The 22743-nt window shown below is 70.5% G+C and carries 21 protein-coding genes, 2 tRNA genes and 2 pseudogenes; 10 read left to right on the forward strand and 15 right to left on the reverse strand.

Annotation, left to right across the window (positions count from 1 at the left end; all coding sequences use genetic code 11):
- Window positions 1-57: 57 nt before the first annotated feature.
- Window positions 58-456 (reverse strand): annotated as a pseudogene (locus OG293_RS18025) (bifunctional DNA primase/polymerase); the annotation flags it as partial.
- A 308-nt stretch (window positions 457-764) separates the two neighbouring features.
- Between OG293_RS18025 and OG293_RS18030 the strand changes: the two are divergent.
- From OG293_RS18030 to OG293_RS18065, 8 genes and pseudogenes are all read left to right on the forward strand, one after another.
- Window positions 765-1073: a hypothetical protein gene (locus OG293_RS18030; protein WP_405999809.1), complete on the forward strand. Its 309-nt coding sequence runs from the start codon at window positions 765-767 to the stop codon at window positions 1071-1073.
- A gap of 201 nt (window positions 1074-1274) precedes the next feature.
- Window positions 1275-2453 carry an acyl-CoA dehydrogenase family protein gene (locus OG293_RS18035; protein WP_405999810.1) on the forward strand — a complete coding sequence of 393 codons (1179 nt, stop codon included), beginning with the start codon at window positions 1275-1277 and terminating at the stop codon, window positions 2451-2453.
- Window positions 2450-3427, forward strand: coding sequence for a bifunctional MaoC family dehydratase N-terminal/OB-fold nucleic acid binding domain-containing protein (locus tag OG293_RS18040; RefSeq protein ID WP_405999811.1), 978 nt, complete (start codon window positions 2450-2452; stop codon window positions 3425-3427). Before OG293_RS18035 ends, OG293_RS18040 begins: the two co-directional genes overlap by 4 nt.
- On the forward strand, window positions 3427-4464 hold the full coding sequence (locus OG293_RS18045) for an acyl-CoA dehydrogenase family protein (protein ID WP_405999812.1): 1038 nt from the start codon (window positions 3427-3429) through the stop codon (window positions 4462-4464). Before OG293_RS18040 ends, OG293_RS18045 begins: the two co-directional genes overlap by 1 nt.
- Window positions 4451-4825, forward strand: a pseudogene (locus tag OG293_RS18050) (MaoC family dehydratase); the annotation flags it as partial. The gene OG293_RS18045 and the pseudogene OG293_RS18050, both read left to right, overlap by 14 nt.
- A 140-nt stretch (window positions 4826-4965) precedes the next feature.
- A complete protein-coding gene (locus OG293_RS18055) occupies window positions 4966-6132 on the forward strand; it encodes a lipid-transfer protein (RefSeq protein WP_405999813.1) in 1167 nt (388 codons plus the stop codon).
- Window positions 6133-6308: 176 nt separating this feature from the next.
- The gene (locus OG293_RS18060; RefSeq protein ID WP_405999814.1) at window positions 6309-6881 is read left to right on the forward strand and encodes a SigE family RNA polymerase sigma factor; all 573 of its coding nucleotides are present in this window, start codon (window positions 6309-6311) and stop codon (window positions 6879-6881) included.
- A 299-nt stretch (window positions 6882-7180) separates the two neighbouring features.
- The gene (locus OG293_RS18065; RefSeq protein WP_405999815.1) at window positions 7181-8827 is read left to right on the forward strand and encodes a long-chain fatty acid--CoA ligase; all 1647 of its coding nucleotides are present in this window, start codon (window positions 7181-7183) and stop codon (window positions 8825-8827) included.
- A 69-nt stretch (window positions 8828-8896) separates the two neighbouring features.
- Here OG293_RS18065 and OG293_RS18070 read toward each other — a convergent pair whose 3' ends face one another.
- Window positions 8897-12862, reverse strand: a complete 3966-nt coding sequence (locus tag OG293_RS18070) for a PAS domain-containing protein (protein WP_405999816.1) — start codon at window positions 12860-12862, stop codon at window positions 8897-8899.
- Window positions 12863-13029: 167 nt separating this feature from the next.
- Window positions 13030-13500, reverse strand: coding sequence for an SSI family serine proteinase inhibitor (locus OG293_RS18075; RefSeq protein ID WP_405999817.1), 471 nt, complete (start codon window positions 13498-13500; stop codon window positions 13030-13032).
- Window positions 13501-13737: 237 nt separating this feature from the next.
- Between OG293_RS18075 and OG293_RS18080 the strand changes: the two genes are divergently transcribed.
- Both OG293_RS18080 and OG293_RS18085 read left to right on the forward strand, forming a co-directional pair.
- Window positions 13738-13828, forward strand: a tRNA-Ser gene (locus OG293_RS18080).
- 220 nt (window positions 13829-14048) lie between these two features.
- A tRNA-Arg gene (locus tag OG293_RS18085) sits at window positions 14049-14121 on the forward strand.
- Window positions 14122-14202: 81 nt separating this feature from the next.
- Here the strand turns inward: OG293_RS18085 and OG293_RS18090 are convergent.
- The 12 genes from OG293_RS18090 to OG293_RS18145 form a co-directional block, all read right to left on the reverse strand.
- Window positions 14203-15477 carry a tyrosine-type recombinase/integrase gene (locus tag OG293_RS18090; protein WP_405999818.1) on the reverse strand — a complete coding sequence of 425 codons (1275 nt, stop codon included), beginning with the start codon at window positions 15475-15477 and terminating at the stop codon, window positions 14203-14205.
- Window positions 15477-15767: a helix-turn-helix domain-containing protein gene (locus OG293_RS18095; protein WP_405999819.1), complete on the reverse strand. Its 291-nt coding sequence runs from the start codon at window positions 15765-15767 to the stop codon at window positions 15477-15479. Before OG293_RS18095 ends, OG293_RS18090 begins: the two co-directional genes overlap by 1 nt.
- 297 nt (window positions 15768-16064) lie before the next feature.
- Window positions 16065-17615: a YfjI family protein gene (locus tag OG293_RS18100; protein ID WP_405999820.1), complete on the reverse strand. Its 1551-nt coding sequence runs from the start codon at window positions 17613-17615 to the stop codon at window positions 16065-16067.
- Window positions 17612-17968, reverse strand: a complete 357-nt coding sequence (locus OG293_RS18105) for a hypothetical protein (RefSeq protein WP_405999821.1) — start codon at window positions 17966-17968, stop codon at window positions 17612-17614. Before OG293_RS18105 ends, OG293_RS18100 begins: the two co-directional genes overlap by 4 nt.
- Window positions 17965-18876, reverse strand: a complete 912-nt coding sequence (locus OG293_RS18110; protein ID WP_405999822.1) for a bifunctional DNA primase/polymerase — start codon at window positions 18874-18876, stop codon at window positions 17965-17967. The genes OG293_RS18105 and OG293_RS18110 overlap by 4 nt, the downstream gene beginning before the upstream one ends.
- 84 nt (window positions 18877-18960) lie before the next feature.
- Window positions 18961-19101 (reverse strand): hypothetical protein, encoded by a 141-nt coding sequence (locus OG293_RS18115; RefSeq protein ID WP_405999823.1) that lies wholly within the window; start codon window positions 19099-19101, stop codon window positions 18961-18963.
- Window positions 19102-19269: 168 nt separating this feature from the next.
- Window positions 19270-21489, reverse strand: a complete 2220-nt coding sequence (locus tag OG293_RS18120; RefSeq protein WP_405999824.1) for a cell division protein FtsK — start codon at window positions 21487-21489, stop codon at window positions 19270-19272.
- 87 nt (window positions 21490-21576) lie between these two features.
- A complete protein-coding gene (locus OG293_RS18125) occupies window positions 21577-21771 on the reverse strand; it encodes a DUF6257 family protein (RefSeq protein ID WP_405999825.1) in 195 nt (64 codons plus the stop codon).
- A 98-nt stretch (window positions 21772-21869) separates the two neighbouring features.
- A complete protein-coding gene (locus tag OG293_RS18130; protein WP_405999826.1) occupies window positions 21870-22052 on the reverse strand; it encodes a hypothetical protein in 183 nt (60 codons plus the stop codon).
- Between the two features lie 17 nt (window positions 22053-22069).
- A complete protein-coding gene (locus OG293_RS18135) occupies window positions 22070-22258 on the reverse strand; it encodes a hypothetical protein (protein WP_405999827.1) in 189 nt (62 codons plus the stop codon).
- A 15-nt stretch (window positions 22259-22273) separates the two neighbouring features.
- On the reverse strand, window positions 22274-22483 hold the full coding sequence (locus OG293_RS18140) for a hypothetical protein (RefSeq protein ID WP_405999828.1): 210 nt from the start codon (window positions 22481-22483) through the stop codon (window positions 22274-22276).
- Complete coding sequence (locus OG293_RS18145) at window positions 22483-22728, reverse strand: hypothetical protein (RefSeq protein WP_405999829.1); 246 nt, start codon at window positions 22726-22728, stop codon at window positions 22483-22485. Before OG293_RS18145 ends, OG293_RS18140 begins: the two co-directional genes overlap by 1 nt.
- Window positions 22729-22743 lie beyond the last annotated feature (15 nt).

Genomic DNA, 22743 nt, shown 5'->3' on the forward strand with positions numbered 1-22743 from the left:
CTCACAGTGACGCTCGTAGAAGACATAGAAGAGAAGAGCTCAGGCCCCGTTGATAACGCTCGGGGTGAGGACGGTGACCGTGTCCGGAATCGTGAACAGATGGCGCAGGGCCAGGTGCTGGAGCGCCGCGACGGAATCGGTCGAGGACTTGGTGTCGAGGTCGATGCCGATCAGATGGTGCGGTGGGCGGCCGCACGCGATGCCGTACCCGGTGGCCCAGGGGGCGGCGTTGAAGAGGGCGCGGACGCCCGCCGGGTCGGTGGTGGCGTCGTGGACTCCGTGACCCGGGAGGCCGCATTCGCCGCGGCACAGGACCGGCTCAGGGTCGCCGCTGTGGGGGGAGCGCAGGGCGGGGAGCTTCGTGGGGGACAGGGGGATGACGGGGAGCCCGCGCTCGGCGGCGGTGAGCGCGTGGGCGAGGGCCAGGGTGGCGGTCTGCCGGTCGGTGGTGGCCATGGCTCTATTTTCGTACAAGTGTTCGAAGAAAGGAAGGGGGGAATTTTGGCCGAGAATGTGCCGGAACGCTTCCCCTCTTGTCCCCGCCGGGCTTCGCCGCGCTCGAAGCCCTGAGCTGCCGTTCTTTGGGTGCTAAGGGGTTTATCGGCAAGTCCTCACGCTTGAGGGGGAATCGGGGCCTGCGAGGTGTTCGCAGGGATTCGGTGGGCAACTCTGATCTCGCGACGTCGTGACCAGATCCAAGGCGGTCGGCCAACCGCCCTGGAACAAGCCGTACTTCTGCCGTTCTGGTTCCTGGAGGAAATGACATGGCAAGCATCCGTACCGCCCGCGTCCTCGCCGCCGCCGCCGCGCTGCCTCTCGCGGCCGCCCTCTTCTCGGGTGTTGCGCAGGCCGACAACGGCGCCCTTGCGGGCGGGGGGTCGAACGCGTCGGTGGGCTCGATCGTCGGCAGCGGTGTCGGTGGCGACAACGGCGGCAATTCGACCACTACGCAGCAAGTGGCGAGCGGCGCAGGCGCGACAAATCAAAACAACACCGCCAGTGTGAACGGCTCCGGGTTCACAGCGATCGGCCAGTCCAACACGGTGGTGAACTTCACGAACTTCTGGTGGTGACCGGCCCGACGGGGGGTTCGACCGAGGGGTGAACGACTGCCTGCGCGACGGTGCTTCGGTGCCGTCGCGCAGGCGGTTCTGCGTGTCGGCCAGGCCTGGCATACGGCTCAGGGGCGCTCGTGCCGCTCGCGACCTTGACAGCGGACAGGTACCTGACGGACAGTCAGAAACCCTGATCCGTACGCCCGGGAGGCGGCCGCCGTGCACCTCGCCCCGACGGAGCGGCAGCAGCAGCTGCGCGCCGAACTGCGCTCGTACTTCCGAGACCTGATGCCGGACGGACCGCCGCCCGCCGAGGAGGCCGCGGTCCGGCGTGAGCTGCTGCGGCGCATCGGGGCGGACGGGATGCTCGGACTGGGCTGGCCGGTGGAGTACGGAGGCCAGGGGCGGGGGCCGGACGAGCAGTTCGTCTTCTTCGACGAGGCGTACCGGGCCGGTGCGCCCGTCTCCATGGTGACGCTGAACACCGTCGGCCCGACCCTGATGGAGTACGGGACCGCGGAGCAGAGGGCCTTCTTCCTGCCGCGCATCCTCAGCGGTGAGCTCGTCTTCGCGATCGGCTACAGCGAGCCCGAGGCGGGGACGGACCTCGCCTCGCTGCGTACGCGCGCCGTGCGGGACGGCGAGTCCTGGATCGTCGACGGTCAGAAGATCTTCACGAGCAACGGCCAGGACGCCGACTGGATCTGGCTCGCCTGCCGTACGGACGCGCGGGCCCCCAAACACAAGGGCATCTCGATCGTCCTCGTGCCGACGGACGTTCCGGGCTTCACATGGACGCCGATCGAGACGGTGGGGGGACTGACCACCACATCGACGTACTACGACGGCGTACGGGTGCCCGCCGCCAACCTCGTCGGCCAGGAGAACGGCGGCTGGGGGCTGATCACCAACCAGCTCAACCATGAACGCGTGGCGCTCGCGGCGATCGGGATGCAGGCCGAGGACTTCTACGCGGCGGCGCTGGAGCGTGCCCGTACGCCCGATCCGGTGACGGGGAGGCGTCGGATTGACGAGCCGTGGGTTCAGTTCCGAGCGGCTGAAGTGCATGCCCGGCTAGCGGCAACGCGCCTGCTCAACTGGCGTTTGGTGGGGGATGTGGGGGCGGGCCGGCTGGCCCCCGGAGACGCGAGCGGCGTGAAGTTCGCGGGAACCGAATCCGCGGTCGAGGTGTATCGAATGTGCCAGGAGATCACGGGGGAGGCGGGGCTGATCCGGGGCGGATCCCCCGGCTCGCTCGACATCGGGGCTCTGGGGGACGGGGAACTGGAACGGATGAACAGAGCGGCACAGATCAACACCTTCGGGGGCGGGGTGAGCGAGGTGCAGCGGGAGATCGTCGCGACGATGCGGCTCGGTATGAAGAGAGGGAAGCGGTGACGGACCTGTACGAGCGGTTGAAGGCGTACGAGGGGAGCGCCGCCATCACCTCGGGCGTGGGGAAGGACCCCGTCAACGAGCCCATGATCCGGCACTGGTGCGAGGCGATGGGGGACGCCAATCCCGCCTATGCCGGGCCGGAGGCCATGGCGCCGCCGACGATGCTGCAGGCGTGGACGATGGGTGGCCTGTCGGGACACACGGGCCGCTCGGCAGAGCAGGACGAGCTGTTCTCCCTGCTCGACGGCGCGGGGTACACCTCGGTGGTCGCGACCGACTGCGAGCAGGAGTATCTGCGGCCGTTGAGGCCGGGGGACCGGATCACCTTCGACGCGGTGATCGAGTCGGTGTCCGCGCTCAAGGCGACCACGCTGGGGGCGGGCCACTTCGTCACGACGCGGATGGACGTCCGGGCGGATGGGGAGCTCGCGGGCAGGCATCGTTTCCGCATCCTGAAGTACGCCCCGGCCCGGCGGAATCCGAAGGGCACCGGTGTGGCCACGGCGCCCCAGAGGCCGCGGCCGGTGATCAACAGGGACAACGCCGGTTTCTGGGAAGGGGTTGCCGGCCGCAAGCTGCTCATCCAGCGGTGCGGCGGGTGCACCACGCTGCGCTTCCCCTGGCTGCCGGGGTGCGGCAGGTGCGGATCGGCCCGGTGGGACACCATCGAGGCGAGCGGCGTGGGCACGGTCTACTCGTACGTGGTGATGCACCATCCGCCGTTCCTCGCTTTCGATCCCCCGTATGCGGTCGGGCTGATCGAGCTCGCCGAAGGCGTCCGCGTGGTCAGCAACGTCGTCGGGGTGCCGTACGACGAGGTCCGGATCGGAATGCGGGTTCAGCTCGAATTCCTGCGGGTGGACCAGGAGCTGGAGCTCCCGGTCTTCCGCGGCCCGGTCGAAGGCTCGGTCGAAGGCATGGCCGGGGGATTGGCCGGGGGATCGGTCGAAGGATTGGTCGGGGGTGTGGGCTGATGGACTTCACGCCGACGGAGGTGCAGGCCGCCGCGCGGGACCTGGCGGCACAGATATTCAGCGACCTCTCCACCCATGCGCGCCTCACCGCCGCCGGGACCGGGACGGACGCGGAGCTGTGGAAGACCCTGTGCACGGCGGGACTTCCCGGTGCCGTCGAGGACGTCGGACTTCTCGGGCTGGTGCTGCTGCTGGAGGAACAGGGGCGGACCACGGCACAGGTACCCTTCGCCGCGACCTCTGTGTACGGACTGCTGGCAGTGGCCGCGCACGGCTCGGACGAACAGCGGGCCCGGCTGCTGCCCCCGCTGCGCGACGGCACGGCGGTGGCGACCGGAGCGTTCCCGGCCGGTGCGCGAGTGCGGGCTTCCGCCGGCGGATTCCTCAGCGGCGCGGTGCCGTTCGTGCCCTGGCTGCGGGATGCCACGCATGTCCTGCTGCCGGACGCCGACCGTCAGCTGTGGCTTGTACGGACCGCGGACGCCCAGGTGAGGGAGATCGAGACAACAGCGCCCTGGGCCGCCGGGCGGCTCGTCCTGTCGGACACCTCCGGCGAGCGGCTGGGCGGGTCCGGTGCGTACGCATCGGTGCTGGCCCTGGCCCGTACGGGCTTCGCGGGGCTCCAGGCCGGGGTGTGCGCGGGCTCGCTCGCCCGAGCCGTCGAACACACCTCGGCCCGCGAGCAGTTCGGGCGTCCGCTCGCCACCAACCAGGCGGTCCAGCTCCGCGCCGCCGACGCCCATATGGACACCGAGGCGATACGGGTCACGGCCTACGAAGCCGCCTGGCGTCAGGACGAAGGGCTGGACGCGTCCGCCGAATCGCTGACCGCCGCCTGGTGGGCCTCCGAAGCCGGCAGGCGCGTGGTCCACGCGGGCCAGCATCTGCACGGCGGGACCGGGGCGGATGTGGACCATCCCGTGCACCGGCACTTCCTCTGGGGCCGCCAGCTGGACGCCTACCTCGGGTGCGGCTCCGAAATTCTCGCCGAACTGGGTCAGTTGCTCGCAAAGGAGATCTCGCGTGAAAGTCGGTGACGAGCTTCCCCCGCTCACCATCCCGGTCACCCGCACCCTGATCGTCGCCGGAGCCGTGGCATCGCGTGACTACCAGGACGTGCACCACGATGCGGAGCTGGCCAAGGCGAAGGGGTCCCCTGACATCTTCATGAACATCTTGACGACGAACGGGCTGGTCGGGCGGTACATCACCGATCACCTCGGGGAGCGGGCCGTCCTCCGCAAGGTCGCCATCCGGCTCGGGGCACCCAACTACCCGGGGGACACGATGGTGTTGACCGGCTCCGTCTCGGCGATCGAAGGGAACACCGTCGAGATCCGGATCGTCGGGGCGAACGGCATGGGCCGGCACGTCACCGGCACGGCCACGATCACCCTCCGGGATAGCCGGGATAGCCGCGTGCCCCCGGAGAGCCGTGAGCAGCGGGCGATCCCCAAGACCCGGCGCAGCCCCGGCCGCCCCGCCGGCCCGGAGCACCCGGCAGACCCGGCACACCCGACCTCCCCGGGCGCCGCCGTATGAGCATCCGCGGCCGGGACTCGCTCGGCGGACGGGCGGCCATCGCCGGGATCGGGGCGACCGAGTTCTCGAAGGACTCCGGCCGCAGCGAACTGAAGCTGGCCGTCGAGGCGGTGACCGCCGCCCTCGACGACGCCGGCCTCTCCCCCGCCGAAGTCGACGGCCTGGTCACCTTCACCATGGACACCAGCCCCGAAATCACCGTCGCCCAGGCGGCCGGCATCGGCGAACTGTCCTTCTTCTCCCGCATCCACTACGGCGGCGGTGCTGCCTGTGCCACCGTCCAGCAGGCCGCCCTCGCCGTCGCCTCCGGCGTCGCGGAAGTCGTCGTCTGCTACCGCGCGTTCAACGAACGTTCCGGGCGTCGTTTCGGCTCCGGCGTGCAGCACCGCGAGCCGTCCGCGGAGGGCACGGCACTCGGGTGGTACCTCCCCTTCGGGCTGCTCACGCCCGCCTCCTGGGTGGCCATGGCCGCACAGCGCTATCTGCACACGTACGGGCTGACGACCGAGGCGTTCGGTCGGGTGGCCGTCACCGACCGCCGGTACGCGGCGAGTAATCCGGCCGCGTACTTCCACGGGAAACCGATCACCCTCGCCGACCACGCCGCCTCGCGCTGGATCGTCGAGCCCCTGCGTCTGCTGGACTGCTGCCAGGAGACGGACGGTGGCCAGGCGATCGTCGTCACCAGTGCCGAGCGGGCCCGCGATCTCCGGCAGCCGCCCGCCGTGATCGTCGCAGCCGCGCAGGGCGCGGGCCGGGCGCAGGAGCAGATGACCAGCTTCTACCGTGACGATCTCACCGGCCTCCCCGAGATGGGTGTGGTCGCCCGGCAGCTCTGGGCGACCTCGGGGCTCGCCCCCGGTGACATCGACGTGGGGATCATCTACGACCACTTCACCCCGTTCGTGCTGATGCAGCTGGAGGAGTTCGGCTTCTGCAAGCCGGGCGAGGCGGCGGAGTTCCTCGCCGTGGACGCGCTGCCGCTCAACACCCACGGCGGCCAGCTGGGAGAGGCATACCTCCATGGGATGAACGGCATCGCGGAGGCGGTCAGACAACTGCGCGGCACATCGGTGAACCAGATACCGGGTGCGTCCAGGGCACTGGTCACCGCGGGCACCGGCGTGCCCACGTCCGGACTCGTCCTGGGGGCGGACGACTGACGGGGCGCGGACAAGCGGCTGGCGCACGTCGGGAGGCGCGGTGGCCGCTTCCGTCCCCGAGGGCCTCCTCCACCTTCAGGAGGTTGGGTCAGCACCATTCGTACAACCTGAGGCGGACACCGCTTCGGGACTTGGGGCCGATCCGCGACCGTGGTACCCGCTCCTAGCGTGGAGTCATGACCACGCCAGTCTGCACAAGCGCTTCGAAGGCCGCCGCACCGGTGGCTTCGTACCCGCCGCACGTGCGCTATGCGACCTACTCATCATTTTCGTCGTATGTACGGGCGCGGGGGCCCGTGCTGCTGCGAACCGCCCGCTCGCTCACCGCGAACCCGAGCGACGCCGAGGACCTGCTCCAGACCGCGCTGACGAAGACATATGTCGCGTGGGACCGGATCGAGGACCACCGGGCGCTCGACGGCTATGTCCGCCGTGCCCTGCTCAACACCCGTACCTCGCAGTGGCGCAAGCGCAAGGTCGACGAGTTCGCCTGCGACGAGCTGCCCGAGCCGAAGACCGTGCCCGCGCCCGACCCCGCCGAGCAGCAGGTGCTGCACGACGCCATGTGGCGTGCCGTGATGAAGCTGCCCGACCGGCAGCGGGCGATGGTCGTCCTGCGCTACTACGAGGATCTCAGCGAGGCTCAGACGGCCGAGGTGCTCGGAGTGTCGGTCGGCACCGTCAAGAGCGCCGTGTCCCGCGCGCTGGGCAAGCTCCGCGACGACCCCGAGCTGTCCCCGGTCCGCTAACAGGTCCGCTGACAGGCCCAGGCCATCGCGCGGTTGTCGCCGGCCCGTCCTCGGTCTGCCCGGGGGCAGGCTTCGGGCAGTCCCCGACAGCGGCGCCGACGGTCCGCCGGCACGACAGCCCTCCGACGGTCCGCCCGTGCAGGCCGGCACGCGAGCGTTGCGACGGCGGGAGGGTGGCTTCCCGTGACGCACCCCGCCGCAGATCGATTACCCGGGGGTAGTGACATACCGCGCGGTACGTGAGCAGAATCTTCCCACCCTTACCGCCACGTAGCGCTAGCGCCCACCGGGAGGACGCCGTGCTGAGCACCATGCAGGACGTACCGCTGACCGTGACCCGCATCCTTCGCCATGGGATGACGATCCACGGAAAGTCGCAGATCACCACCTGGACCGGGGAGGCCGAGCCGCAGCGCCGCAGCTTCGCGGAGGTCGGCGAGCGGGCGACCCGGCTGGCCAACGCCCTGCGCGACGAGCTCGGGATCGACGGCGACCAGCGCGTCGCCACCCTCATGTGGAACAACGCCGAACACGTCGAGGCGTACTTCGCGATCCCCTCCATGGGCGCCGTACTGCACACCCTCAACCTCCGCCTGCCCGCCGAGCAGTTGGTGTGGATCGTCAACCACGCGGCCGACCGTGCCGTCATCGTCAACGGTTCCCTGCTGCCGCTGCTCGCGCCGCTCCTGCCGCATCTGCCGACGATCGAGCACATCGTCGTCTCCGGGCCGGGCGACCGGGGCCTCCTCGACGGAGTCGACGCGCAGGTCCACGAGTACGAGGAGCTGATCGCGGGCCGCCCGGCCACCTTCGACTGGCCGGAGCTGGACGAGCGCACCGCCGCCGCCATGTGCTACACCTCCGGCACCACCGGTGACCCCAAGGGCGTCGTCTACTCCCACCGCTCGATCTATCTGCACTCCATGCAGGTCAACATGGCCGAGTCGATGGGGCTGACGGACCGGGACACCACCCTGGTCGTGGTCCCGCAGTTCCATGTCAACGCCTGGGGCCTGCCGCACGCCACCTTCATGACCGGCATCAACATGCTGATGCCCGACCGTTTCCTGCAGCCGGGGCCGCTGGCCGAGATGATCGAGCGCGAGCGGCCGTCGCATGCCGCGGCCGTCCCCACCATCTGGCAGGGTCTGCTGGCCGAAGTCACCGCGAACCCCCGCGACCTGAGCTCCATGCAGCAGGTCACCATCGGCGGCGCGGCCTGCCCGCCGGCGCTGATGGAGGCGTACGACAAGCTCGGTGTCCGCCTGTGTCACGCCTGGGGCATGACGGAGACCTCCCCGCTCGGCACGATGGCCCACCCGCCGGCGGGTCTGAGCGCGGAGGAGGAGTGGCCGTACCGGATCACCCAGGGCCGGTTCCCGGCGGGCGTCGAGGCCCGGCTGGTCGGCCCCGGCGGCGATCTCCTGCCCTGGGACGGCGCGTCGGCCGGTGAGCTGGAGGTGCGCGGCACCTGGATCGCGGGTGCGTACTTCGGCGGTGCGGGCGGCGAGGACTTCAAGCCCGAGGACAAGTTCAGCGAGGACGGCTGGCTGAAGACCGGCGACGTCGGTGTGATCAGTACCGACGGCTTCCTGACGCTGACCGACCGGGCGAAGGACGTCATCAAGTCCGGCGGCGAGTGGATCTCCAGCGTCGAGCTGGAGAACGCCCTGATGGCTCACCCCGAGGTCGTCGAGGCGGCCGTGGTCGCGGTCCCGGACGCCAAGTGGGGCGAGCGTCCGCTGGCCACTGTGGTGCTGAAGGAGGGTTCGACCGCGGACTACGGGACGTTGAAGGCCTTCCTCGCCGAGAAGATCGCCAAGTGGCAGGTGCCCGAGCGCTGGGCGGTGATTCCGGCGGTCCCGAAGACGAGCGTGGGCAAGTTCGACAAGAAGGTGATCCGCAAGCAGTACGCGGACGGCGAGCTGGATGTCACCCGGCTGTAGCTCCAGTCGGGTGGGACGAAAGGGGCGGCAGCCGCGGCTGCCGCCCCTTTCACGCGTATTCGCACGGCCTCAGTTGGTGCCGATCTTGGCCAGCAGATCGACGATCCGCGTCTGGACCTCGCTGCTCGTGGAGCGTTCCGCCAGGAAGAGCACCGTCTCCCCCGACGAGAGCCGCGGCAGCTCCGCGCGGTCGAGGCCGGCGGAGGTGTAGACGACCAGCGGGGTGCGATTGAGCTGGCCGTTCGCCCGAAGCCAGTCGATGATCCCGGCCCTGCGGCGGCGTACCTGCATCAGGTCCATCACCACGAGGTTCGGCCGCATCTGGGTGGCGAGCGTGACGGCGTCCGAGTCCGCCCCGGCGCGGGCGACCTGCATGCCCCGGCGCTCCAGCGTGGCCGAGAGCGCCAGCGCGATCTCCTCGTGCTCCTCGATCAACAGCACGCGCGACGGGTGCTGCTCACTGTCGCGCGGGGCCAGGGCCTTGAGCAGTACGGCCGGATCCGCGCCGTACGCTGCCTCCCGCGTCGCCTGCCCCAGACCCGCCGTCACCAGCACGGGGACCTCCGCGGCCACGGCCGCCTGGCGCAGCGACTGGAGCGCGGTCCGGGTGATCGGGCCGGTCAGGGGATCGACGAAGAGCGCCGCCGGGAAGGCCGCGATCTGCGCGTCGACCTCCTCGCGCGAGTGCACGACCACCGGGCGGTAGCCGCGGTCGCTCAGCGCCTGCTGGGTGGAGGCGTCGGGCGCCGGCCAGACGAGGAGACGGCGCGGGTTGTCGAGCGGCTCAGGGGGCAGTTCGTCGTCGACGGGCTGGGGCAGCGGCTGGTTGGCGACCTCCACGGCACCGCCCGGACCGTCCAGTGGCTCGGGTCCTTCGGCGCCCACGTCGGGTGCGCCTATGGCGTACGACCGGCCTTCGGCCCGTTCGGCGGGCAGCAGCGAGCCGGTCTGCCCCGGGGCCTGCGGGTGCTGGCGGGCGAACGGCTCCGGCCGCTCTCCCTCCGGGGGCGTGGCCAGCTTCCGGCGTCGGCCGGAGCCGAGGGTCTGGTTCTGCTGGGACTGCTGCTGGGCGATCTGCTGCGCGAACGGCACGCCCTGTCCGAGCGTGCGCACGCTGAACGCGCGGCCCTGCGTGGAGTCCGCCGGGGGCGGAGTCGCCGGAAGCGCGGCCGTTTGGACCTGCGCGCCCGTAACCTGCGTGCCCGTAACCTGCGCGCCCTCAACAGGTGCCGCCGGAATCGGGGACGCCGGGAGCTGTGGTGCGGGTGCCAGGGCCGGGGCCGGGGTCGGTGCTTCGGCGGGCAGCGGCTGGGCGACGCCCGCCGCGGCGGGCGAGGCGGGTTCCACCGGATCGGTGGCGGGCATCGGCATCGGCATCGACAGGGATCCCGTGGTCCGGACGGTCTCTCCGAGGCCCGAGGCCGGGACCGGCGCGGGCGGCGCCGCCTCATCGGCCGATGCGCCGTGCTGGTCCGTCGTGTCGTCGCCCGCGAGCGCGTCGAGGGCGCTGCCGCCGGTGCTCTCCGCCTCCCAGCCGGACTGATGAACGTCCGGCTGCACAACCGCCCGCATGCCCTGCTGTCCGTCCGCCTGCGCCCCGGCCACCTCGGACGGCTCGGCGGGAAGCGGCTGCGGCAGCGGCTGTGCCGCCTCCTTGCGCGCCCGCCGGCGGCCCGTCGGCACGGGATGCGGCTGCGGCGGAGTGTGGTGGTGGGTCCCCGGGTCGGTGGTTACGGCGTCGTGGCGGCCCGGCAGCGAGGCATCGGCCTCCGAGGCCGTCGGCGGAATCCGGTCGGCCTCGGCCGGGGGCAGCGCGAACGCCGTCCGGGCCTCCACCTCGGCCGGCGCGGACGCCAGCGCCCGCCGGGCCCGTCGCCCGGCAGGCGGAGCGGGAGCGGCGGGAGCGGCAGGAAGCTCGGGCAGCCCGACATCCGGGCGTCGCGCGCGACGCCCTGAGGGACCTGTTCCATGTGCGCCGACGGGCACACCCTGCGGCGGCACCGTCTCACCGAAGGCGGCGCGCCCGGTCGACGCCGCGCCCTCTGCGGCCGTCACCACCGAACCCTCGGCGGGCCGGGCCGCCGCGCCCACAGCGACCGCTGCTTCGGCGGGGCTCGGCCGGCCACGCCGCCGCCCGGTCCCACCGCCTCCCGCGCCGTTGGCCCCGCCCGCGTCCTGGGCCGGGACCAGCTCCTGCTGGTTGTCCCCCGCATGGCCGCGGCGACGGCCCGTCGGCTCCGTGGCCACCGGGTCCGTGGCCACGGGGTCCTCCGTGCCCACGGGGCTCTCCAGGAAGGCGTCCGTCGTGGCCCGCCGGGCACGTCGCCGCCCGCCGCCCGATGTCCTTCCGGGAGGACCTGTCTGCTGCTCCGGCAGCGCGAGCGCCGCGGCATCCGGGCTCGCCGGAGCCGCCACGGTCCCCGAACCCGCGCCGAGGGGCACCTCCAGGACATACGCGCTGCCGCTCATCCCCGGCACCTCATGCGTCTGGAGCACGCCGCCGTGCGCCCGTACGATCCCGCGGACGATCGGCTCATGCACCGGGTCTCCCCCGGCGAAGGGTCCGCGCACCTCGATCCGTACGACGTCACCGCGCTGCGCCGCCGCCACGACGACGGTCGAGTCCACATAACCGCCGCCCGGGACCACCCGGGCCTTGCCGGTCGAGTCGACCCCGGCCACGTCCGCGACCAGATGGGCGAGGGCCGTCGCCAGCCGTGCCGCGTCCACCTCGGCCTCTATCGGCGGCGCGTGCACCGCGAACTGCGCCCGGCCCGGACCGATCAGTTCGACCGCGCCGTCGATACCGGCCGCGACGACGCCGTCCAGCAGGACGTTCGCCTTGTACAGCTGCTCGGCGCCCGTGTCGAGCAGCTGGAAGCCGAGCACATTGTCGACAAGGGTCGTCATCCGGGCATATCCGGCGGCCAGATGGTGCAGGATCTGGTTCGCCTCGGGCCACAGCTGTCCGGCCGGATCGGCGGCCAGCGTGCCCAGTTCGGCGCGCAGTTCCTCCAGCGGCCCGCGCAGCGACTCGCCGAGGACGGCCGTCAGCTGGGCGTGCCGGGCGGCGAGCTCCTCGTGCCGCTCCGCGCGCGCCTCGATCTCGGCGGAGTACCGCTCCGACTTGTCCGCGATCTCGGCCGACAGCCGCTCGTCCGTCTCGGTGATCTCGGCCCGCAGTCGCTCGGTCGTCTCGGCCAGCTCCGCCTTGTGCCGCTCGGCCAGCTCCTCGTACGGGCGCCGGTCGGTGAACGTCATCACCGCGCCGACGAGCTGGTCGCCGTCCCGCACGGGCGCGGTCGTCAGATCGACCGCCACCTTCGAGCCGTTCTTCGCCCACAGCACTTGACCGCGCACCCGGTGCTTGCGGCCGGACCTGAGGGTGTCGGCGAGCGGCGACTCCGCGTACGGGAAGGGCTCGCCGTCCGCGCGCGAGTGCAGGATCAGCGGATGCAGCTCCTGGCCGCCCAGGTCGGTCGCCCGGAATCCGAGGATCTGCGCGGCGGCCGGATTGACCAGCACGACCCGGCCGTCGGTGTCCGTTCCCACGACACCTTCGGCCGCGGCCCGAAGGATCATCTCGGTCTGCCGCTGCGAACGCGCCAGCTCCGCCTCGGTGTCCACGGTCCCCGACAGGTCCCGGACGACGAGCATCAGCAGCTCGTCCCCGGTGTATCCGCTGTACGAGTCATACGCCTCGCGCCCGTCCTCAAGGCTGGCGCTGGTGACCTCGACCGGGAACTCGCTGCCGTCCGTACGCCGGGCGATCATCCGCGCCGGCTTGGTGCGGCCACGCTCGTCGGCCGCCTCGGGGCGGCGCATCGAGCCGGGGATCAGCCGGGAGTCGAACGCGGGCAGCAGATCGAGCAGCCCCCGTCCGACGAGGGCGGTGCCGGGGGTCTCGAAGAGTTCGAGGGCGATGGTGTTGGCGTTGACGACGGTGCCATTGCAATTGACGAGCACCAGCCCGTCAGGGAGCGCGTCCAGTATGGCTGCGAGGCGAGCAGCGCCTCGGGATGGCCTGCTGCTCACGACGACCGTTCCTCCCTGACCTACTGCATGTGCGGACGGCCGGTCCCATCTTGCCCCTCGGGCCTCAGCCTGTCACTGGAGGGAGTCTAAAGGCAGCGGGTCCCGGGGGGCGGCGGATGAGGGGGAGCTCTTACCGAGGTTGTGTGCGCATGGCGTACGCCATGGGCCTATGACCTGGTGTTCGGCAGGATGGGTTCCATGGTCTGCCACCGCGAGATTTCGCAGCCGTTGGTCCGGCTGAACGTGGCGTCCACACGCCGCCCCTGCCATGTGCCGGTGATGTGCGCGGTGGCGGGCCCGCCCATTTGCTGCGTACACATCTGGTCCTCGGCCACGGGCGCGAACGGGTCCTTCCCGCTCTCCTGGCGCTCCCGCGCGAGCTCGTCCAGCCGGTCGCAGGCGGCCTGCGCCACGGGGTGCGTGCCGCCGGTGGGTCCGCACTCCAGCTCGTACGTCCCGTCGGTCCGCGCTCCTGCCGCGGAGACGGCCACGGTCAGATGGTCGGGCAGTTCCTCGGCGCTGTCGGCGCCCGAAAGCAGCGGCAGCGGAAACGGAAGGGGCGAGGCCCCGGCGACGGGCACGGCCGCGAAGAGCGCGGCGGCGGACGCGGTTGCGGTGAGGACGATGCGGCGCAGCATGGGTACTCCTGGGGCTGGAGAGTCACGATTCCGTCCGGGGCGCGGTGCCCCGGCATCTCTAACGCTCCGTGCGCCGGGGCGTTGCGCAACCCGGCTGTGCGCCGTCTGGGGGACATGCCCCGGGTGCGGGACTTTGCCCTGTGGCCCGCGTGCCTAGTACCGTGGGCAGCGATTGGTGACACCCCACCGGGCTGTGTCATCATCTGCACGCACCACTCGCGCCCGCGCGGGTGTGCTGGAGGCGTCGCCTAGTCCGGTCTATGGCGCCGCACTGCTAATGCGGTTTGGGTCTTAAAGCCCATCGAGGGTTCAAATCCCTCCGCCTCCGCAGTTTGATCACCGAAGCCCCGTCCTGATGGACGGGGCTTCGGTCGTCGACGGGGCGGTTCACGGGTCTTCCGTGCGGATGATCCGCCGGCGATTCTGCGACGGTTCTGAGGCGTTTTCGCAGGTCAGACTAGGTTCGGTTAACGGATTTCACCTGGCGGCGCGGGTCATGTAATGTTGTTCCCGCAACGCCGACCAGGCAGAAAAGCCCGGAACGCCAAGCACTCGTAGCTTAACGGATAGAGCATCTGACTACGGATCAGAAGGTTGCAGGTTCGAATCCTGCCGAGTGCACACAGGTCAAAGGCCCCGCCAGTTCGCCCGGCGGGGCCTTTGACATCAGCGGGTGACATCAGTGCACCTGGAGAGACACCCTCAATCGTCCGACGCCTCCCCCTCCGCCCCCTCGTTGGGGTCATCGATATTCAGCGCGTCGTCCATGCACTCCGCAGCAGCCCGCAGCGTCGTGTCCATCACGTGCGCGTAGGTGTCGAGCGTCATCGTGATGGTGCTGTGGCCGAGCGTCTCCATGATCGTGCGAGCGTCCACCCCTCGTGAGAACAGGAGGGATGCGCAGGTGTGGCGTAGGTCGTGAACCCTGACGCGCCGCACGTTCGCGTCCCTGCACAGGATCGTCAGCATCCTGTTGAGGCCGCGCGGGTCGATGACCCGCCCTGTCTGGGTAGTGAAGATCAGTCCGTCAGGCTGACCCGGCAGCGGATGCCACTTCTTGCCCGCGACCTTGCGTTCACGCTCATGCTGCTCGCGGTGGTGGGTGAGCGCTCGCGCGAGGTGCTGTGGCATGGACACCGTACGGATTGACCGTGTGGTCTTTGGTGTCCCGAAGAGGAGTTCCCGCCGGATGCGCTGCACGTTCCGGCGCACCCGGAGTTGCCGGTTCGTGAGGTCAACGTCCGACCATGTGAGTGCGAGTGCTTCCCCGCGGCGTAGTCCGGTCGACACGAGCAGCAGCCACAGCGCGTACAGCCGGTGTGTGCGCGCGGTCTTGAGCAGGATTCGGACTTCGGCGCCGTCCAGGGGGCGCACCTCCTTGGGCGTGACGGTCGGGGTTTCAACGATGCGCGCGACGTTCCGAGCGATCAGCTCTTCCCGCATCGCTTGCTGTAGGGCCGACCGCAGCACGGCGTGTACGTACTGGACGGTCCGAGCGGACGGAAGCCGCTTGCAGCACTTGCCCACGGCGCAACACCCGCGCTTCCCCTCCGGGCGCTCGCGGTCGGCGCCGCGCAGGCAGCAGAGGCAAGAGCCCTTGAACTCGGTCAGGAATCGGCGAACGTCCGCCGGGGAGAGGCGGTTGAGCCTCTTCTTGCCGAGTGCTGGCCGGATGTAGAGCCGGGTCAGCCCCTCGTAGCTGTTGAGCGTGGCGGGCTTGAGCCGTTCCGGGGCGATGGTGGCGAGCCAGTAGGTCAGGTAGTCGCCGAACACCATCGTTGAGGACGCGGCCGGGATGCCCTGGCGTGTCTTCTCCTGCAACTCAGTGAGCTTGTCGGCCACTTCCTCGCGGGTCTTGCCGTAGACGAACTTCCGCGTTCGTGTCCCGTCCGGACGGTAGACGTAGGCGGCGGCGTGATAGCGGCCGTCGGTGCGTTTGGTGATCGTTCCTTCGCCGTTGGCGCGTCGTTTGGCCATCAGGCGGCTTCCTCCAATCGATCGCGCAGGTAAGCGCGAACGCTGTCGACCGGGACGCGGCGGGCCCGTCCGATCTTGATGCTGGGGAGTTCGTTGGAGCGGATCAGGTCATAGACCTTGAAGCGGCTGATCCGCAGAGCCTCCATGACCTCCGGAACGGTCAAGGCTTCAGGCGTCGTGGGTACGGCGGTGAGCACGTCGAACCTCCGTGGGCAGGCGGGTCCGTCGGGGGTGAGGTACCGGTCGGGAAGGCCGGAGCGGAGTGTGGCTGTGGGTGATGGCACCGCCATGCTGTTCTCCTCAGGGGCTGCTAACGCGGATACCGGGGAATCGCTGACAGAACCGACAGAACCTCGCCGATAGGTCGCTGACCTGCGGTTTCGGCGGTTTTCGATCTTGTGACAGAACTCGAAAAAACTCTGACAGAACCTCCAGGGCGGGGTTCTGTCACGGCGGCCCCGTTTCGGGTCGGGGGGTTCTGTCAGAGTTTTCGGAGGTTTTGTCACAGCCGCGATCATGGGTGTTTGCGCAGGTCAGCGGCTTGGGAGGGGGGTTCTGTCAGTTCTGTCAGCGGCTTGGGGGTTCTGTCAGACGCTGCGGGTGAGGCGGGGGTGGGTTTCGTAGCGCGGGGAGCGCGGCCGGCCGCCGCGTCCGGTGCGCGGGGGCACGGGCTGCTGGCGTACCCAGCCGTGTTCTTCGAGCAGGGTCAGGGCCGGGTCGAGATCGGTGATGGCGGGGAACTCCGCCCGGGGCAGGGCCCGGAACAGCTCCCGTTTGGAGAAGCCGTCCATGCGACTGGACCGCAGGTGGGTGAGTACGGCGTAGGCGGCATCGCGGGCGGGTGCGGCGGTCATCGCGTCGAACACGTCCAGCGCGTGGGCGGTGAAGTAGTCGCCCAGTTCGGTGGCGGCGGCCATGGTCGCGGCCTCGATGGGCCGGTGCCATCCGTCCTCAGGGTGGGTGGCCAGGTGCAGGAGTCCGGCGATGCGTGCCACGGCACCGTCCCGCTTGGAGGCCCATTTCACGATCGGGGCGAAGCTGCCGTCCTTCCCGAGCCGGGATTCGGTGACCTTCTGGAAGGCCAGGATCACCGCGTCCGCTTCGGGGGTCAGGGTGAGGATCGCGGGGTCTGTCCAGTCGGCCAGCGCGAGTGTCAGGCTGCCGAGTTGGCGCGTGTAGACGGCGGCGGTTTCCTCGTCGAGCAGAGTGGGAGACAGGTTGCGGCGGCCGACCAGGGACAGGGGCTTGGAGTACAGGAACCGGGCGAGCAGGCCGCGTCCGTCGGCCCCGTCGATACGGGCCAGGGAGCCCAGTACTTCGGGCTGGATGGCCAGTCCGACGGTGACGGCGGGGGCGTCGATGTGCTGGGCGTCGCGGCCCTGCCGGTTGACGCGGATCATGTCCCCGGCGTGGCCCTTGAGGAACATGCCCATGTTGGGCTTGCCGGTGTAGCGCCCGGCGATGATGTCGAACAGCTCCCCTTCGGCGCTCAGGCAGGAGATGCGTCCGCCCTGCTGGTCCAGGAGCGTGCCGACGTTTTCCGGGGTGACGTCGTCCGCCACGAGCTGCGGGATCGCGGGAACGGTCATCTCCTCCACCGCCTGGGCAAGGGCGACGGCTTCGGCGGTGAGCGCGTCGCGGGTGCCGGGCTCGGCTCCGGCGGCCTTCTGGGTGGCCTTGTCGGCGGCCGCCTTGGCCAGGCGGATAGTGGTCTCCGCCTCGGCCCGTACCGGTCCGGACAGCTCGATCAGCGTCTTCTCGGCAGCGAGCAGCGGGCGGACCATCAGGTCGAACACCGCCGACTTGCGGTTGCCCGGGTCCAGAGCGATAGCGGTGTAGATGTTCACCGGCTCGCGCCAGTGGCCACGCACGCACACCTTGGCCCGGCCGCCGGCCGCCGTGGCGATGACCGCCAGCGCGAGGCACCCGGCCAGGTCGACTGGCGTCTGAGTCTCCTCCGCGACCCCGTGCACCATGTCCCCCAGCCACGCGGGCAGGGTGCCCACGGGGAACGCGGGCAGGGCGGGGCGTGCCGTGATGGGCACCGGTTCGTCCCATGCCGGGCCGGTGATCTGCTCGGGGTCGAGCTGGTCGAACCCTTCCCACAGGTCCGGGCTCATCTCCTCGGGGGTACTCATGCCGCGTTCCTCCCTTCGGTAGTGAGCAGCGGGCAGATGCCCCGGTGCTCGGTGTGGGCGGTGATGAGGAGCTGGACGGCGGGGCGTCCGATCGCGTCCCGCTCGAAGCCGCACGCGCACCAGCAGTGCGCACGCACCTGGGCGCTCCAGGACGGCGGGGCGACGATCCGCAGCCACCCGACAGGGCGGTACCGGATATCCGCCTGGTGCTGGTCAGGGCGAACAGCAGTGGGGACGCCTTCGGCGACGCCCTTCGGGTCGCCCATGGCCGGTGCGTGCGAGGCGAGTTCGGCGATGTGCCCTCCGCTCGCGGGGGGTTGGCCTTCCAAGGGGGAGGATCGGGGGGCGTTCATGCCGCCTCCCGGGGTCGGGCCTTGCGGATGGAGCTGTCCAGGGCGCTGCGGATCGTGGCGCGGCACTCGGCAGCGGTGAGTCCCCGCCCTTCTCCCGCCCCTTGGAAGGCCTCTTCCACCACGTGCCGGGGGATGTCGCCCCACGCGACGAAGCGCCCCACCTTGAAGGCGCAGCGGTTGAGCGTGGTGTTGCGCTGCTTGTCCGGCGCTGCGGACAAGACGGCGCACTCGGCTTCCAGCGCGGCCAGGGCCGCGCGGCTACCGTCGACCGCAGGAAGCCTCAGCGGCCCCGTAGAGCGCGCCGGGGAGGGTTTCAGGATGGTATGCAGCCATTCGGGCAATGGGAGCGGCAGAGAGCCGCTGACGGCTTCGTACGCTCCGGTGTCGGTGGTACTGCCCGCGGCGACGACGTATCCGCCCCACGCACGGGTGTCGACCAACTCGCCGATGGTTCCTGCGGTGTTGGCCAGCCGGACGCCGTTGGGGGCGGTGAAGTACAGGTGCGTGCCGCCGCTCGCGGTCCGGACCCGGCAGGTGTCGGGGACGGCGTGTCCGGCGCGCTCGCAGAGCGCTCGGAAGGTCGTCACGCCGCAAGGCGTGTCCGAACTGCTCTTGGTCTTGGGCTTGTCCAGGTCGACCACGAGCAGCCCGGAGGGACCGGTGGCGATACCGATGTTGAAAGCGCCCGCGGACCATGCAGCTTGGATGCGGTCAGGGTCGGTGGTGGCGCGCTGCTCCCACTTCACGTGTCCGCTGGAGCAGGGGCCGGTGCGGGGGCAGGCGGCTTCGCCGTGCAGGGCGGGCCGCTTGGTGCCGGGGCGCAGGGGGAAGACGTGCCAGCCGCGCTCTGCGGCCGAGAGGGCGGCGTCGAGTAAGGACGCTCGCGTCTTGTCGGTGGGTTGGGTCATGCTGGAGACCTCCACAGGTCTGTTGCGGGCAGGTGGATGAGGGCGGCCCCGGTCTTTGGCGAGAGGGGGCCGCCTTCGTGGTTGTCAGGGGCAGGTGCAGTCGGGCATGGCGCTGGAGCCGTCCGCGCCGCATGCGCAGCAGTGCGGGTAGGGGTAGGGGTAGGGCTCGCTGTCGTCGACGCCTGCGCACAGGTCGCAGTCGATGAAGTCGTCGTCCTCGTACACGGGTCTCCTCAGGTGAGTTTCGAGGGGCTGTGCGGGGGTCCGGGCATACGGCCGGAACCCCCTCTAGGGGCCTCTACTTCGCTGGTCAGGGGCCTCTACTGGGGGGCTCTACCGGGGTAGAGGGCCCCCGCTAGGTTCGGGGGTTGGGTAGCGGGGGTGGGGTGGGGGTCAGGCGGGGGTTCGGGTAGAGGGGGAGGGCTCTACCGTCCGTGCGGCAATGAGCAGTTCCTCGGGCACGGCCGCCTCCAGATCGGCCCGCCGGTATCCGGCGAGGTTCTTGCCCTTGATGTTGATCTGCTTGGTGGTCCGCTTGACCCCGGCTGCATCCAGCTCGGCCGCGAGCTTGTCGAGATCCCAGTCCCCGTACCGCTCCTCATCCGAGTTCACGAGCCGCGCGAGCAGGTCGACGGAGTGCAGCCGGTCGGAGTGCCGCATCACGTCCAGGACATCGGAGAGAACGGGCGCGATGCTGACCCCGGCGCGTCCCGCGACCGCCGCCACGTCGCCGGCCGCGTCCCCGGTGATCTGCCCGAGCGGCTCACGCAGCGCACGGCCCTTGAGTGCGAGGGCGTTGAACTCGGCGGTGGTGAGCAGGTCGTTTTTCACCGTGGCGTAGGACGCGGGACCGGTCACCAGCACGGTGACGCCCTTGTGTTCCTCGGACAGCAGCGAGGCATCCGCACCCATGGCGGCCTTCCCCGAGCCGAGGACCATGTCCGACGACGTCTTGTCGGTGACCTGGGTGCAGCAGCGGATCGTGATGATCTCCCGCAGCTTGGTCGGCACCGACTTGGCGTCGGGCCGCTGGCTCGCATAGTTGGAGATGAATCCGGCGGCCGGACCGCGGCGCGCGAGCCGCCCCAGGTCATCGACGACGGCCTCCCGGTCCTTGTCGTCCATGGCAAGGAAGGCTTCCTGCAGTTCATCGACGGTCAGGAAGATGAACGGCATCAGGTACTTCTCAACGATCTGCGGAGTCAGCTTCCCCTCGGGGCAGATCGATGTCGGCAGACCGCGGAACAGGGCGAAGCGGCGTTCCATCTCAGCGAGCAGTTCGGCGAGCATCGCCTTGAACGCCTCGATCGCGTCGTCCTCGGCACCGAGCACCAGCCGGTGCGCGACGTGCCGCATGCCCATCCAGTCCTGCCCGCCCTTGAAGTCGGCCACGTAGTGCCGCACCCACGGATCAAGCAGCCCAGCCGCGGTCATGAGGCGCTGGGTGAACGTCTTCCCGCGGCGGGGGAGTCCGCCGAAGAACATGGACTGCCACACGACGGGTACCGAGACGCGGTTGCCGCGGGCGTCCTGGCCGAAGGGGACCGCGTCCCAGATGGAGAACCTGTCCATCGTGGCCAGCGGGGACGGGACCGGGTCAGCGAGGTAGGGGTCATCGTCGGCGACCCACATCGAGACCCTGCCCGCGTTGCCGCCCTTCGCGGCGCGGACGCGGGACATGATGACCTGGATCTCATCCACCCCGAGTTCCTGCGCGATGACCTCCCGCTTCGCGAGGACGTCCGAGGCGGTCTTGCCGCCGCCGCGCGGCATGTCGAAGATGACGGCCCAGCCGCGGCCGTCACGGACCGGACCCATGGTGCAGGACACCTTGGGCAGGTCCTTCTCCTCCTTGCTGCCGCTGGTCTTCAGCAGAGCGGCGGCGCGCAGGGCGTCGTTGAGCTGCTGCGCGGACATGTCCACCCGCAGCGGCGGCGCACCCTGGTCCAGAAACTGGGTCTCCCTGCCCCGCCCCAGGTAGGCGAGGGGGACGGTGATGGCTGCCGCTATCCCCGTCTGGAGCAGCGGCGGGGCGAGCACGACGCCGACCGCAGCGGTCGCGACGGCGGTGGCGGCGGTACCGAAGCGCCAGCGCCGCGTCTGGGTCCGTGCGGCGTGCGCGACCTGGAGCCTCACCGCCAGGTCGACGTCCCCGGGCTGGACCTTGGTCTGCGCACGCAGCGCTTTCACGGCCGCGGTGTGGTCCTGCGCGGACAGCGTCGGCCACAGTCCGGCCACGGCCCGGTAGAAGCCACGCGCGGCCAGCAGAACCGCTTTCGCCAGGTATTTGGGGGTGCGCACCCCGTGGTAGCGGCCGTGCCACCACGTCAGCCTGCCCAACGCGGTCACGTTCGCGGTGATCGAGGCACGCGAACGCGCCCACACGGGCAGGACCGGCGCATCCGGCACGGTCAGCCAGTCGGCCAGGGGATTGTCAGGACGGTCCACCGCCTCCACAGCAACAGCCGCGCCGGGGGCAGTGGCGGTAGCGGTGGTGGGGACAGGGACGGTGGTGGGGTCAGGCGTCGCGGGCGCCGTGGTGGCGTCCTTGGCGGCCCGGTGGTCGGCCAGGCTGTGGATGCTGCCTACGCTCTCGGGTACGGGCTCGGTCATGATGAATGCTCCTGCTGCTCGAAAGAGTGGCGGTGGGGCCCGGGGCGGCCGGGATGCTTGGCTGCTGTCGGCCGCCCCGGGGCACAGCTACTTGCTGTTCTTGGCGTCGCGTTCCTCGCGCTTGAGGGCGCCGTCGAGAACGCGCTCCAGCTTCTTCTCAAGGTCTCGCTGGTGGACCCTGCCGCCGTTCACGCGGTCGTCGGCCAGGCCGCGTTTGGCCATCCGGGCGATGTACCAGGCGACCTTGGTCTTCTCGCCTGCGGTGAGTTTCGGGTCAGCCATCACTGTTCTCCTCGTTCTGGTCGTGGTCGAGGTCGCCGGGCTCCCACATCCAGGAGCCGCCCATCCAGCCCTCGTCGGTGGTGGGTTCGGGCTGCGGTCTAGAACAAGCCGCGCTTCGGCTTGACCGTCACGGGGCCGCAGGGCTGGTAGCCGGCGGCCTGTACTGACTCGATGACGCCCTGCCGGGCTGCTGCCTCGCTGTGGGAGTCGACGAGGCCGCTGTGCGTGCCCCGGCGGCCCTCGCTGTCGGTCGCCTCGATGCTGAACCTCCAGGTGCGCATGGTGGGCTCCTCTCGGATTAGCGGCGGGCCTTGCGGGCGCGGAGGATGTCGGCGGCGATGTGGAGGCCGCCGGAAATCAACTCTTCGGTGCCGTGCTTGCTGGCGGCCTTACGTCCGGCAGCGAGTGCCTGTTCCTTGGTGCCGCCGTTGTCGAGTACCTGGTTGACGGCGTTCTCGACGTCGGTGGCTGCCTTACGTCCGAACATGGGGTCTCCTTCGGGTTAGTTGGTCTCGTAGCAGGTGCGGGCGTGGGAGCGGGCGGACGCGGTGGCGTGCGACTGGGGGACGGGCATCCGGGTGGTGCACCAGGCGCCGCCGGTGCTGCTGCCCCGCTGGTCGCAGCCGGTGCAGTACCAGGCGTAGCCGCGGATGCCGTGCCACTTGTGCGGGCGGATGGTGACGGACGCGCCGCCGCGGGTAGCGATGGCCATCAGGCGGCGGCCGGGTGGTTGCGGCGGATCTGGGCGAGGAGCCGCGGGCCGTGCGGGGTGCGCGCGTCGATGTCGGCGACCAGCGCCTCGATGCACCGCACGGTGAGCTGGTCGCCTGCGTGGACGGCGATCTCGTAGCGGGTGGCGAGTTCGAGGCGGGCCTCCTGCCGTACCTCGGCGTCACGCTGACGGCGCTCAACCTCGGCGGCGTCATAGTCGGTGTCGATCAAGCTCGGGTGAGACATGGCTGTGCCTTCCGT

Source organism: Streptomyces sp. NBC_00829, from assembly GCF_045161795.1.
Lineage (GTDB): Bacteria > Actinomycetota > Actinomycetes > Streptomycetales > Streptomycetaceae > Streptomyces.